Annotated in this window: 10 protein-coding genes; 6 read left to right on the top strand and 4 right to left on the bottom strand. The window is 64.2% G+C overall.

Annotated elements, in window-relative coordinates; all coding sequences use genetic code 11:
* Positions 1 to 72: 72 nt before the first annotated feature.
* Together C8C92_RS10630 and C8C92_RS10625 are read left to right on the top strand one after the other, a co-directional pair.
* Positions 73 to 2,139, top strand: a complete 2,067-nt coding sequence (locus C8C92_RS10630; protein ID WP_116743802.1) for a hypothetical protein — start codon at positions 73 to 75, stop codon at positions 2,137 to 2,139.
* 2 nt (positions 2,140 to 2,141) lie between these two features.
* On the top strand, positions 2,142 to 3,167 hold the full coding sequence (locus tag C8C92_RS10625) for a hypothetical protein (protein WP_116743800.1): 1,026 nt from the start codon (positions 2,142 to 2,144) through the stop codon (positions 3,165 to 3,167).
* A 2-nt stretch (positions 3,168 to 3,169) separates the two neighbouring features.
* Here C8C92_RS10625 and C8C92_RS10620 read toward each other — a convergent pair whose 3' ends face one another.
* On the bottom strand, positions 3,170 to 4,207 hold the full coding sequence (locus C8C92_RS10620) for a hypothetical protein (protein ID WP_116743798.1): 1,038 nt from the start codon (positions 4,205 to 4,207) through the stop codon (positions 3,170 to 3,172).
* Between the two features lie 134 nt (positions 4,208 to 4,341).
* Between C8C92_RS10620 and C8C92_RS10615 the strand changes: the two genes are divergently transcribed.
* Positions 4,342 to 5,082, top strand: a complete 741-nt coding sequence (locus C8C92_RS10615; protein WP_116743796.1) for an alpha/beta fold hydrolase — start codon at positions 4,342 to 4,344, stop codon at positions 5,080 to 5,082.
* Here C8C92_RS10615 and C8C92_RS10610 read toward each other — a convergent pair.
* The 3 genes from C8C92_RS10610 to C8C92_RS10600 form a co-directional block, all read right to left on the bottom strand.
* Positions 5,059 to 5,424, bottom strand: a complete 366-nt coding sequence (locus C8C92_RS10610; protein WP_116743794.1) for a hypothetical protein — start codon at positions 5,422 to 5,424, stop codon at positions 5,059 to 5,061. The two genes, C8C92_RS10615 and C8C92_RS10610, sit on opposite strands and share 24 nt — an antisense overlap.
* A 125-nt stretch (positions 5,425 to 5,549) precedes the next feature.
* Entirely contained in the window at positions 5,550 to 7,469 is a 1,920-nt protein-coding gene (gene htpG / locus C8C92_RS10605; RefSeq protein ID WP_116743784.1) for a molecular chaperone HtpG, read from the bottom strand.
* Positions 7,470 to 7,558: 89 nt separating this feature from the next.
* Complete coding sequence (locus C8C92_RS10600; protein WP_116743782.1) at positions 7,559 to 8,992, bottom strand: PLP-dependent aminotransferase family protein; 1,434 nt, start codon at positions 8,990 to 8,992, stop codon at positions 7,559 to 7,561.
* A gap of 137 nt (positions 8,993 to 9,129) precedes the next feature.
* On the opposite strand from C8C92_RS10600, the gene C8C92_RS10595 reads away from it, so the two are divergent.
* The 3 genes from C8C92_RS10595 (at position 9,130) to C8C92_RS10580 (ending at position 13,058) form a co-directional block, all read left to right on the top strand.
* Positions 9,130 to 10,041: a DMT family transporter gene (locus tag C8C92_RS10595; RefSeq protein WP_116743780.1), complete on the top strand. Its 912-nt coding sequence runs from the start codon at positions 9,130 to 9,132 to the stop codon at positions 10,039 to 10,041.
* Positions 10,042 to 10,217: 176 nt separating this feature from the next.
* Complete coding sequence (locus C8C92_RS10590) at positions 10,218 to 11,411, top strand: PLP-dependent aminotransferase family protein (protein ID WP_116743778.1); 1,194 nt, start codon at positions 10,218 to 10,220, stop codon at positions 11,409 to 11,411.
* Between the two features lie 288 nt (positions 11,412 to 11,699).
* Positions 11,700 to 13,058: a diguanylate cyclase gene (locus tag C8C92_RS10580; RefSeq protein ID WP_099759914.1), complete on the top strand. Its 1,359-nt coding sequence runs from the start codon at positions 11,700 to 11,702 to the stop codon at positions 13,056 to 13,058.
* Positions 13,059 to 13,190 lie beyond the last annotated feature (132 nt).

Raw genomic sequence — 13,190 nt, 5'->3', positions numbered from 1 at the left:
CATTTGCCCACAACCAAGAACACAGGCAGAATCGTGGCCTTTCCATAGCGGCGCCCCGGCGCCTGCCCCACGATGAAACATCCGCTCTTGCCAGTTCTTCTGCCCTTGCTGCTTTGCTCCGCCCTCGCCCACGGTGCGCCCTTCTACGAAGGCAAGAGCCTCGCCCATCCCGCCATCAATGCATCGCAGGACAGCGGCTTCGACATCGCCTTTCTCAAGGAAAAAGAAGGGATCAACGGCTATTATTGCGAGTGCAAAAGCAGCAATTCAAAGCCCATTTTGCTCGACCAGTTCGGCAACGCCGTCATCCGCTCCGTCTTCTACGCCTCGCTGGACAAGGAAACGGACGACAGCGTGCAAAGCATGCTGGTGCTGTTCCGCCAGGGTGACAAGAACGGCTTGCGCGCCTACCGTTACCATCGCAGCTCCGGCAAGTACCGGCGCCTGGACGGCTTGCAGCCGGCGTTGAACCGCATCGTGGCGCAAAGCGCCGCCCCCAACGCGGGCCAGGTCAAGGTGGCGCTGGCGAAACTGGCGCCGATGGACTACAGCGTCGCGCGCGGCAAGAGCGGCAATGCGGAGGTCGACGCCATCGACCATACACAAGGCACCATCGTCGGCTACTACAGCGATGACGGCAAACCCGTGGCAGCCGGCGGCAAGGACGCCATCACCTACAAGAAAACCTTCCAGAAAAAAGGCGAGCGTTTTCTCACCGCCAGCTACACCCTGTACAGCGATGCGGGCGCCGGCATCCTGCCCAATTACCGCCTGTGGCAAGTGACGTGGGAAACGGCGCCGCAGCAATTCACGGGCAGCGAAGACGGCCCGTCCGTCATCTACAGCCTGGCCTGGGACGACGGCTCGGTCGTCGAGCGGGGCCAGTACGTGAAAGGCAAGCGCCAGGGACTGTGGGTACGCGAAGGCATGCATGAAGGCAGCGAAAAAGGCCATTTCGTCAACGGCCTGCAGGAAGGCCTGTGGTCCTTCAACTATCCCAGGCAGAGCGAGAGCGGCATGTACCGGGCCGGCAAGCGCGAAGGCCGCTGGACGGTCGAGAACTATGCCGATGCAGAGGAAGTGACGGGTTTCGACACCTACGCGGGCGGCCAGCTGAACGGCCCGCATGAGCGCAGCATGGGCGGCAAGCTGCAAACGCGCGGCAACTACGTCAACGGCACGCGCCATGGCGCATGGATCACGCAAGACGGTGACGGCAGCTTCATCGACGGTTTGCGCGACGGGCCGTGGAAGCTCAAGCTCAAGGACAAGGTCACCCAAAGCGTCACTTTCGTGCAAGGCAAAAAACAGGGCGAAGCCCTCGACACGGACGCCAGTGGCGCGCTGCGCCAGCGCGACCACTACCAGGCGGGCGAGCTCGATGGCACGCGCACGCGCTATCTGGGCCCGGCCGGCAAGGAATACGCGGTCTACACGGCCACCTACCGCAACGGTCAGCTCGATGGGCGCGAACAGGCGTTCGACGACAGCGGCAAGATCCTGCGCCTCGACACGCTATGGGACAAGGGCAAGAAGCAGGGACTGGACGCGCGCTACTACCCGAGCGGCAAGCCGGAACGCCTGGCCGTCATCGACCAGGGACGCCTGCTCACGCACCTGCGCGAATACTATGCAGACGGCCAGCTGATGAACGACATCCACCGCTGCACCTTCAAGGAGTACGGCAGCACGCGCGACGACGTGTGCGAATACCACCACATGTACTACCCGGACGGCAAGCCGCAGTATTACTACGCCTTCCAGTACGGCCAGCGCCAGGAAGGCTATTCGAACTACCCGGACGGCAAGCGCAAGGACGAATTGCTGGTCGACCGCGCCGCCGACACCTCTGTCTTCAACGCGTATTATCCAGGCGGCCAGCTCAAATGCACGGAGCCGCGCAGCGGCCACAGCACGCGCACGGTGAATGGCGAGTCGATGATCAGTTACGCCTCGGCCGACCGCGATGGCGACAATATCTGCTACCACCCGAACGGCAAGGTGGCCAGCATCTACACCTTCCGCAAACGCGTGCTCGTCGAGTGCGGCAAGCGCTACGACGACACGGGCAAGCAGACGTTCCCGGGGCCGGAAGGCTGCCCGCCACCCAGGAAAGTAGACTATCCGATAGGACTGTGAGCATGACGCAAACAAGACAGCCGCAGCGCATCCAGAACCCCGAGCGCATCGACGCCGGGGCGATCCGCGCCGCCATCGCCAGCGGCCAACAGGTGCTGGTGCAGTTCAATACCCTGGGCGAGCCGGGGCCGCTGCTGGCCGACCTCGACGCCCTGGCCGCCACCTGCGGCTCGGCGCTGACCATCCGCATCTACGGTTACGATCCGAAGGTGTTCGATGCCCGCATCCTGCGCGCGCTGCCACATGTGGCCAGCCTGTCCATCGACTGCCACCGGCAAGCCATCCATCTGGAAGCGTTGGGCGAGCTGCGCCACCTGAAGCGCCTGAGCCTGGGCGTGTACGAGCTGGCGCAAGCCGACATCCTGCAGCTGGACAATTTGCGCGGCCTCGAATACCTGAACCTGGGCGAATCGGCCAGGAACAATATCGACCTGGCTCCCCTGCGCCACTACGCGCACCTGGCCAGCCTGGCCATCGAGGGCCACAGCCAGCATATCGACACCCTGGCCGGCCTGCCGGCGCTGCATGAGCTGTCGCTGTACCGCATCAAGAACAAGGTAGCGCTGGATTTTATCTCGGAGATGGCCCGCCTGGACAGGCTGCTGTTGCAGCTGGGCGGGCGTGAATCGCTCGCGCACATCGAAGCGCCGCTGTTGAAGAAACTGGAAGTGATACGCGTGCGCGGCCTGGAAACGCTGGGCGATATCGGCCGCTTCCCCCTGCTGCAGGCACTATGGGTGGAAGACCAGATCAAGCTGCGGCACATCGCGCTGGGTCCCAATCCCGTGCTCGAACGCCTGAACCTGCACACCTGCAAGACGCTCGACAGCCTGCCCGGCCTGGCCACCTTGCCGGCCCTGCGCCAGCTGTCGGCATCCGAGACCATGCTCGACATCGACGCGTTGCTGGCGCACGGCTTGCCCGCGTCCCTGACGCATGCGCGCCTGCGCACCGGCAGAAAAACACGCGACGACGCCATCGCAGCGCAGCTGGTACAACTGGGCTACGAACAAGCGCGCCCTGACTAAAATCAGCGGCCGGCCGCCAGCTTGCGCTGCCATAGCGCCACGTCGATCATCACGCCATCCGCACCCGTGTTGCGGATGTAGACGCGGTAGCTGCCCTGCCCCATGTCGCCATCGAGGTAGGCCGTGCGCTCATTGCGCTGCAGCCTGGCGCCCTTGGCCAGCTGGCGGTAGCGCTCGACCACCGCATCGAAGCTGGCATAGCTGCGCAGCGCCACTTCCAAGTCGCGCGGCGGGCGGCCTTCGGCATGGTCCAGCACATTGTTCTGTTTCTTGCCCTTCAAGGTGAGCGGATAGGCAAACACGCCGGCGCCGGCCGACGTCAGCACCGTCGATTTATCGAGCAGCAGCGGCAACAGCGCCGGCGGATAGGCGGGCGGCAGCTGGGCGCGGTTCCAGCCCGGCAGAGCCGGCTGCGCCAGCACATACTCGACCGTGGCGATCTTCTGCCCATCGGCGCCCGCTTCCTTGTCGCCCGCGATCAGCGCCAGCATGGGCGGCAATTGCCGGGCCCAGGCCAGCAGGGGCGCCGCGTCGCCGACCAGCATGCCCTTGCGGTGGAATACCGTCAGCACCGCATTCGGATCGGGATTGCAGACTTTCGCCAGCGGCTGGCCCTCCAGGTGGCAATGTCCGTTGACCAGGCCAAAAGCGAGGATGGCGCCGCGCTTGTCGAGCAGCATGGCGCCCCGTTCACGGCCCTGCTTGCGGTCATTCATCGACGCCAGCAACTGGCGGCCATCGGCCAGCGCGGTGCGCGTGGCGTCGCGCTTTTCGCTGATCGCTTCGAGCGCCTGCGCCAGCAGCAACTCATCGTCTTCCGTGTAGCTGCCGCGCGCGTAACCGAAGAAATCGAACAGCGCGGCGCGCACTTGCGGGTCTTCGCTCAGGCGCGGCAAAGGGCCGCCGGCCAGCAGCGAGGACAGGCTTTTCCCGGCCGGCGCCGAGGGTGCCGCCTTGGCGCCGGCCGGCTGGGAAAGGACGCAGGCCGCTGCCAGCAAGACGCCGCCCAGGGTGCGGTAATTCGAAAAAATGATATGCATGATTCTGTCTGTCGGGGATTTGACCGCGATTACGGCCACGCATGGCGCGCCGGCGATTCTAGCATGGCGCCAGCCCCCATGCCCTGCGGCTGGCGGACGGCGTGTGCGCCGAGGCCGCTGTTATGATGGCCGCAATGACGATCTCTTCCCCCGCCCCAACACTGCTTGTCCTCCTGCCCGGCATGGATGGCACGGCCCGGCTATTCCAGCGTTTTGACGCCGCCTTGCGCGCACAGACCGCCATCGAGACCCAGGCCATCGCCTATCCGGCCGCACCACTCGACTATGCGGCACTGGAAGCGTTCGTGCGCGAACGCTTGCCGCGCAACCGCCCTTTCGTCGTACTGGCCGAATCGTTTTCGGGCCCGCTGGGGGCAGCTTTGCGCGCCGATCCACCGCCGGGCATGCGCGCGCTGATACTGTGCTGTGCATTCGTGCGCAATCCGCGCCCGCTGCTGGCACCGCTGCGCCACCTGCTGGACTTGATCCCCTTTGGCGCCCTGCCCGGCTTCGCCCTGCGCCAGGCATTGCTGACGCCCTACGCCACGCCGCCACTGCAAGCGGAACTGGCAGCGGCGCTGGCGCAAGTGCCGCCCAGCGTGCTGCGCCAGCGCCTGCGCGCCGTGCTGGAAATACGGGAAAAGGACGCCTCGCCCAGCTTCGCGCGCGGCAGCCTGCCCGTGCTGTATCTGCGCGCCCGCCACGACCGCCTGGTGCCGCCGGCAAACGCCTTGCAGATACTGCGGCAGGCGCCCGGCACGCAACTGGTCGATATCGACGCGCCGCACATGCTGCTGCAGGCGGCACCGCAAGCGGCCGCCGATGCGGTCGCCGCCTTTGTCAACGGCCTGTCAGCCGCGCAGGAAACGGATTAAGCGCGCGCTGGCCAGTACGGCCAGCCAGCTCAAGCCACCCGACAGCACGCTGAAGTAGATGGCACGCAGCGGATGCTGCGGCAGCAGATACGCAAGCACGGCCGCGCCCAGCAAGCCACACAGCGCAGGCTTCCACCAGCCGGGTGGCAGCAGCGCCAGCAGCAGATTCGTGCCCGCATACACATAAAACACCAGCAGCAGGGCCAGGCCGCCGGCCACGCCGCGCGAGCCAAGGCTGCCGAACAGCTGCGTGTACAGGTAAAACCCCAGCCAGCTCAACACAATAAACAGCAGGCAGCCCAGCGCATGCGCGCCCAGGCCCGCCATCCAGCGGATTTTCATGAGGCTCCTTAAAGAAAAAGCCGGCCCTTTCACGAGGAAAGGGCCGGCTTCAGTACATCGGTCACCGCCGTAGTGTCGGATTACGCTGCGCTAATCCGACCTACGTTTTAGGCATGCGGCGGCGATTACTTCGCCGTATTGAGCAGCAACTCGTTGAGACGCTTGACAAAACTGGCCGGGTCAGCCAGCGAACCGCCTTCGGCCAGCATGGCCTGATCGAACAGGATATTGGCCCAGTCGCCAAACTTGCCGCCTTGCGCATCTTCGTATTTCAGGCGCGTCACCAGCGGGTGGTTCGGATTGATTTCCAGAATCGGCTTCGATTCCGGCGCGCTCTGGCCAGCAGCTTTGAGCATGCGCAACAGGTTGCCCGACAATTCATTTTCATCGGCCACCAGGCAGGCTGGCGAATCGGTCAGGCGGAACGTGACGCGCACATCCTTGGCCTTGTCGCCCAGCACGGCCTTCATCTTGCCCACCAGGTCGGCGTACGAGGTTTCCGTTTCTTCGTGCTCTTTCTTTTCCGCCTCGTCTTCCAGCGCGCCCAGGTCCAGGCCACCCTTGGCGACGGAGACCAGTTCCTTGCCTTCGAAGTCCTGGATAAACGACAGCATCCATTCATCGACACGGTCCGTCAGCAGCAGCACTTCGACGCCCTTCTTGCGGAAGATTTCCAGGTGCGGGCTGTTCTTGGCGGCGGCGTAGTTGTCGGCCGTGACGTAATAGATCTTGTCCTGGCCTTCCTTCATGCGCGCCACGTAGTCGGCGAACGAGGTGATTTGCCCGTCGCTGTCATTAGCGGTCGAGGCAAAGCGCAGCAGCTTGGCCAGGCGTTCCTTGTTGGCCGCATCTTCGCCGATGCCTTCTTTCAGCACCTGGCCGAATTCCTTCCAGAAGACGGCGTACTTGTCCTTCTTGTCCTGCTCGTCCGCATTCGCCAGTTCTTCCAGCATGCCCAGCACGCGCTTGGTCGAGCCTTCGCGGATCACCTTGACGTCGCGCGATTCCTGCAGGATTTCACGCGACACGTTCAGCGGCAGGTCGGCCGAGTCGATCACCCCGCGCACGAAGCGCAAATAGGTCGGCATCAGCTGCTCGGCATCGTCCATGATGAAGACGCGCTTGACGTACAGCTTGATGCCGCCGCGCTTGTTGCGGTCCCACATGTCGAACGGCGCCTTGGCCGGGATGTACAGCAGTTGCGTGTATTCGCTGCGGCCTTCCACGCGGTTATGCGTGTGCGTGAGCGGCGACTGGAAGTCGTGCGAGACGTGCTTGTAGAATTCGTCGTACTGTTCCGGCGTGATGTCGGCCTTGTTGCGGGCCCACAGGGCGCTGGCCTGGTTGACGGTTTCGAATTCGTCTTTCAGGACGGTTTCTTTTTTCTCTTCGTCCCACTCTTCCTTCTGCATCACGATCGGCAGCGAGATATGGTCCGAGTACTTGCGGATGATGGACTTGATCTTCCAGCTCGACAGCAATTCGTCCTCGCCTTCGCGCAGGTGCAGGATGATGTCCGTGCCACGGCCCGTTTTTTCGATGGTTTCGATGCTGTAATCGCCTTCGCCGGCCGATTCCCAGCGCACGCCCTCGGACGCGTCAGCGCCGGCGCGGCGCGTTTCGACGGTGATCTTGTCGGCGACGATGAAGCCTGAATAGAAGCCCACGCCGAACTGGCCGATCAGGGCCGCGTCCTGCTGCTGGTCGCCCGACAGCTTGCCGAAGAATTCCTTGGTGCCCGACTTGGCGATGGTGCCCAGGTGCGAGATCGCCTCGTCACGGGTCATGCCGATGCCGTTGTCGGAAATGGTGATGGTGCGCGCATCCTTGTCGAAGCTGACCTTGATCTTCAATTCGTGATCGTTGCCGTACAGGGCGTCATTATCGATCGCTTCGAAGCGCAATTTATCGGCCGCGTCGGACGCGTTCGAGATCAGTTCGCGCAGGAAGATTTCCTTGTTCGAGTACAGGGAATGGATCATCAGGTGCAGCATTTGCTTCACTTCGGTCTGAAAACCCAGGGTTTGCTTTTCGGAGACAGCCATTTTTACCTCATAGTCTTGTGGATGGGACGGATTTGATGAAGTTGGGGATTATATAAGCGATTTCAAGGGCTCCCGTTTCACGCCGTGTCTTATCCCAGCGCGCGGTCGAAAAAGTCCCATACCCGCTCGTCCTGCACGGTGGCCAGGTTCAGGCGCATGCGGGTCGACGGCAGCTGGCGCGGCGAAAACAGGCTGCCCGGCGCCAGCACCAGCCCCTCGGCCAGCGCCTTTTCGGCCAGCAGGTTCGTGTCGCAGCCCGCATCGGCCCACACGAACATGCCGGCAGGCGCAGGATCGAAGCGCAGGCCGGCCCGCTCGGCGCGGCGGTACGTCTCCTCGCGCACCTTGTCGAGCCGCGCGCGCAGCCGTTCCGCATGCTTGCGGTACAGGCCTTGCGAAAGGATTTTATATACGACCCGCTCGCCGATGTCGCTGGTGGTCAAGGTGGCCAGCATCTTGCGGTCTGCCAGCCGCTGCGCCCATTCAGGCGAGGTGGCGATGAAGCCCACGCGCAGGTTCGCCGCCAGGCTCTTGGAAAAGCCGCCCAGATAGATCACGCGGCGCAGCTGGTCCAGCGCGGCCAGGCGCGTGGCCGGCTGCACCGCGCCCCCCGGGTGCATGTCGCAATAGATATCATCTTCGACGATGAGGAAATCGTGCTGTTCGGCCAGGCGCAGCACCTGGAATGCCTTGGCCGCCGACAGCGACGTCGAGCTGGGGTTGTGCAGCACCGAGTTGATCACATACAGCTTGGGACGGTGCAGCGCCGCCAGCTCGGCCAGCACGGCGATATCGGGGCCATCCCCCAGGCGCGGGATGCCGATGACATGCATGCCCATGGCGGCAAAGGCGCCAAACATCAGCCAATACGCGGGATCGTCGACAAAAATGGTCTCGCCAGGGCGGACAAACTCGCGCGCCACCAGGTCCAGCGCCTGCATCACGCCCACCGTGGTGACGATCTGCTCGGGCGGACAGGCGATTTCCAGCCCCGCCAGTTTCAGCTGCAACTGCTGGCGCAGCGGCAGAAATCCCTGCGGCGCGCCATAGCCCAGCAGCAAACTGCCGGGCTGGCGGCTGACGTCGCGCAGGGCGCGCGCCACCAGGTCGCCATCGAGCCACTCGGCGGGCAGCGTGCCGGAGCCGGGCGCGGGGATGACCGGCGTCTGGCGGAACATGTTACGGATCAGCCAAACCACGTCCATCGGCTGCGCCGCCGCATCCTGCGCACCAGCGGGCGGCGCCGGCGCGTTCAGCGGCGAGCGCTCGCGCACGAAAAAGCCCGCGCCGCGCCGCGATTCGAGGTAGCCGCGCGCCACCAGCTTGTCGTAGCTGGCCACCACCGTGGCGCACGACACTTCCAGGCTGGCGGCGCACTGGCGGATCGAAGGCATGCGCGCGCCGCCGCGCAGCAGCTTGTCGTCGATGCGCGCCGCCAGCGAGCGCACGATCTGGTCGATCAGCGTTTCGCCCGAGGCGCGCGACAGCAAGGGTAGGGACGGCAAGGCAGGTGTATTGCTCATATGACCATGACAGTATGTGAAATTATGCGTAGAAGTGTACTTGTACTGTATTGCTATTGAGCCCTAGGATAGCAGTACCGGGCGGATTCATCCACATCTGCCCGTCTTTCTTCCACACCACCCGTACCAGGACAGTCATGCCATCGCCCGCCACCACCTCCCCCAGCTCCCTCCCGCGCCTCGGCGCCGACCGCGCAGGCCTGTTGCTGGGCCTGATCGCCGTCGCCCTCTTCAGCCTGACCCTGCCCTTCACGCGCCTGGCGGTGGCCGAACTCGACCCCACCTTTGTCGCCCTGGGCCGCGCACTGGTAGCCGCCTGCCTGGCCGGACTGTGGCTATGGCAGCAGCGGGCGCCGTTGCCGCGGCGCGAACAATGGCTGCCGCTGGCACTCGTCTCGCTGGGCTGCGTGCTGGGCTTCCCCTGGCTGACGTCGATCGCCATGCGCAGCCTGCCTGCCTCGCACGGCGCCGTGCTGGTGGGGATTTTGCCGCTGGCCACGGCCGTATTTGCCGTGCTGCGCGGCAAGGAACGTCCATCGCCGGGGTTCTGGCTGATGGCCCTGCTCGGCACGGCGCTGGTGGTGGCGTTCGCGCTGCGCCAGGGCGGCGGCAGCTTCCATCTGGCCGACTGGCTGATCTTTGCCGCCGTGCTGCTGGCGGCACTCGGCTATGCCGAAGGGGGACGCCTGGCGCAAGCCATGCCGGGCCAGCATGTGATTTCCTGGGCGCTGCTGCTGGCCGTGCCTTTTGTCTTGCCCGTGGTGCTGTGGAACGCCTGGCCGCAGCGCGCGCTGATGGCGCAGGCCAGCAGTGCGGCCTGGCTGGGCTTTGCCTATATCTCCGTGTTTTCCATGTTTATCGGCTTCTTTTTCTGGTACCGGGGCATGGCGCTGGGCGGCGTGGCGCGCGTGGGGCAGACGCAGTTGCTGCAGCCTTTCCTCACCTTGCTGGGCGCGGCCGTGCTGCTGCACGAACCCCTGACGGGCGAAAGCCTGCTGTTTGCCGGCGCCGTGATCGCCGTGGTGGCCATCGGACGCAAGCTGAAGTAAAGTTCCCTGACGCCCATTTGCAACGCCCTTGCGCGTGCGGATGGGCACAGCGGCGTGCAAGCCGTACAATACCGCAGCACCATGGCGACGCCTATCCGGCGCCGCTTGCGCATGCACCGCCACAAGCGGGCCAACAAATCCAGCCGGCGCAGCTCGGCATCTTCTGTGAGACTCGTATGAAAATTGAAAATCCGAATCCGATCCAATGGCGCTTTGCCGAACGCGCGGAACAGCTGCAAAGCTCGTTCATCCGCGAAATCCTGAAGATCACGCAGCGTCCCGAGATCATCTCGTTTGCCGGCGGCCTGCCCTCGCCCGCCACCTTCCCCGTGGAAGAAATGAAAATCGCCTTCGACAAGGTCCTGTCGAACAATGGCAAGGTGGCCCTGCAATATGGCCCCACCGACGGCTACCTGCCGCTGCGCCAGTGGATCGCTGACTCGCTCTCGATCAATGGCAGCACCATCGTGCCCGAGCAAGTGCTGATGACGTCCGGCTCGCAACAGGCGCTGGACTTGCTGGGCAAGGTCCTGATCGACGAAGGCAGCCGCGTGTTGGTGGAGACCCCCAGCTACCTGGGCGCGCTGCAGGCGTTTTCCGTCTACCGTCCCGAATTCGTTTCCGTCGACACCGATGACGAAGGCCTGGTGCCGTCGTCGATCGACCCCGTCGCCGATGGCGCGCGCCTCTTGTACGCGCTGCCGAACTTCCAGAACCCGACGGGCCGCAGCCTGTCCGTGGCGCGCCGCGTGGAACTGGTGGAAACCTGCGCCCGCCACGGCCTGCCGCTGATCGAGGATGATCCGTACGGCGCCCTGAGCTACAGCGGCGAGCCGTATCCGAAGATGATCAACATGAATCCGGATGGCGTGATCTACATGGGTTCGTTCTCGAAAGTGCTCACGCCCGGCATCCGCCTCGGCTACGTGGTGGCGCCGACGCCGCTGGTGCGCCGCCTGGAACTGGCCAAGCAGGCGGCCGACCTGCATACCTCGCAGTTGACGCAGATGGTGGTGCATGAAGTGATCAAGGATGGCTTCCTGGACCGGCATATTCCCAGCATCCGCAGCCTGTACGGCAACCAGTGCCAGGCCATGCTGTCGGCGCTGGAAGAGCACTTCCCGGCCGGCGTCACGTGGACGAAGCCGGAAGGCGGCATGTTCATCTGGGTCACCCTGCCGAAGCACATCGATGCCATGAAACTGCTCGATGAAGCCATCGCCAACAAGGTGGCCTTCGTGCCGGGCGCGCCGTTCTACGCGAACACGCCGGACACGCACACGCTGCGCCTGTCGTTCGTGACGGTGCCGCCGGAACGCATCCGCGAGGGCATCGCCATCCTGGGCAAACTGATCGCCGCAAAAATGTAATGGCACTCTCCACGCCCCGCCTGCCGCGGGGCGTGTCACTGCTGCCCCAGCGCCAACGGGCACGCCTCTCTCCGCCCAAAAGCCGCCTTCACGGCAGCAACTGCGTGTATTTATTCTTAAAAATGCCATAAGAATAATATTTTACCATCTGCCACAGCATCGATTTTTCCACCCAAGAAATTGGCAAGGCGGTATGATTTGACCGCTGTATCCAAATGAACCCGGTCAGCATCACGGAAAATGCAGCAAACGCTGGCAGCGCAGAGTACATCGAGAAGGCCGGAAGCAATGAGTTCAGGCAGTGTGGAGCATTCCCAGCGGCGCAACGCCGCCATTTTGATTGTCGACGATGCGCCGGCCAACCTTGAGCTGCTGCGCAAGCTGATGAGCGAACAGGGTTATCAAACCTATGTCGCCACGTCCGGCGAACGGGCGCTGGCGATCGCCCAGCGCGCCCGCCCCGACCTGATCCTGCTCGACGTGCTGATGCCGGACATGGACGGCATCGAAACGTGCCGCCGCCTCAAGCAGCACCCGCTGACGCATGGCATCCCCGTCATCTTCATGAGCGCCAGGACGGAAACGGAAGACGTGGTGGCCGGCTTCGACTGCGGCGCCGTCGATTACATCAACAAGCCGCTGCGCATGGCCGAAGTGTGCGCGCGCGTGCGCGCCCAGCTGCACATCCGCAGCAGCAATGAAACCCAGCAGGAGCAGGCCGAGCGCCTGCACACCATCGTCAACAACATGGCCGAGGGCTTGCTGATCATCGAAGCCGATGGCCGCATCCAGTACACCAACCCGGCCTGTGACCAGTACCTGGGCTACCGCGAAAACGAGCTGGCCGGACGCTCGATCGCTGAACTGCTCAGTCCCCTGGTGACGCAGGAATACCTCGATTACTTCAGCATGTACGCAGCCAATCCGGAGACGGCGCACAACCACGGCACGCGCGAAGTGGTGATCCGCCACCGCAATGGCGCGGCGCTGAGCATGGACCTGACGCTGACGCCCATGTATCTGCGCCAGCCCCTGTATATCGGCCTGCTGCACGACATCACGCACCACAAGCAGTCGGAAGACGCGCTGCAGCGCGCCGCCTATCTCGATCCGCTGACAAAGATCGCGAACCGCCGGCATTTCGACAGCTTCCTGGAAAAAGAGTGGCAGCGCGCCGTGCGCAGCGGCGGCGCCCTGTCGCTGGTGGTGCTCGACGTCGACCACTTCAAGCTGTACAACGACAGCCTGGGCCATCCGGCCGGCGACAGCTGCCTGCAGCAGGTGGCGCAAGCCATCGCCTCGCACGCCGCCCGCCCGGGCGACCTGGCGGCCCGCTACGGCGGCGAGGAATTCGTCATGCTGTGCGCCGACACGGATGCCGACGGCGCCCTGCATCTGGCCGAAACCATCCGCCTGCACATCGAAGCACTGCATCTGCCGCACCCGCGCTCCGCCACCTCGCCGTGGATCACGGTCAGCATCGGCGTGGCGACCATCATCCCGCACCAGCCGGACGACCGCGAAGCGCTGTTCGTCGCCGCCGACCGCGCCCTGTACGTGGCCAAAGAAGGGGGCCGCAACCAGGTTCGCGTCACGCACTCGAACAGCACGGCCTGGAAAACGGTCAAGGCGTTGGTACTGCGTTAACAGGGAAGCTCAACGAAACATGTCGCGAACCAGGAGTAGGCCCACGCCCCAAACAAGGGCACTCCGGGCCAAGCGAGCCTGAAAAATGTCGAGGGCAAGGCGCAGCGACGCAGACAGTACGCAAGTACGGCA

It is taken from the genome of Janthinobacterium sp. 78 (assembly GCF_003096775.1).
In the GTDB taxonomy this organism is placed as follows: Bacteria; Pseudomonadota; Gammaproteobacteria; order Burkholderiales; family Burkholderiaceae_D; genus Janthinobacterium; species Janthinobacterium tructae.
Note: the sequence above shows the minus strand (reverse complement) of the source record. Positions and strands in the feature narration are given on the sequence as shown.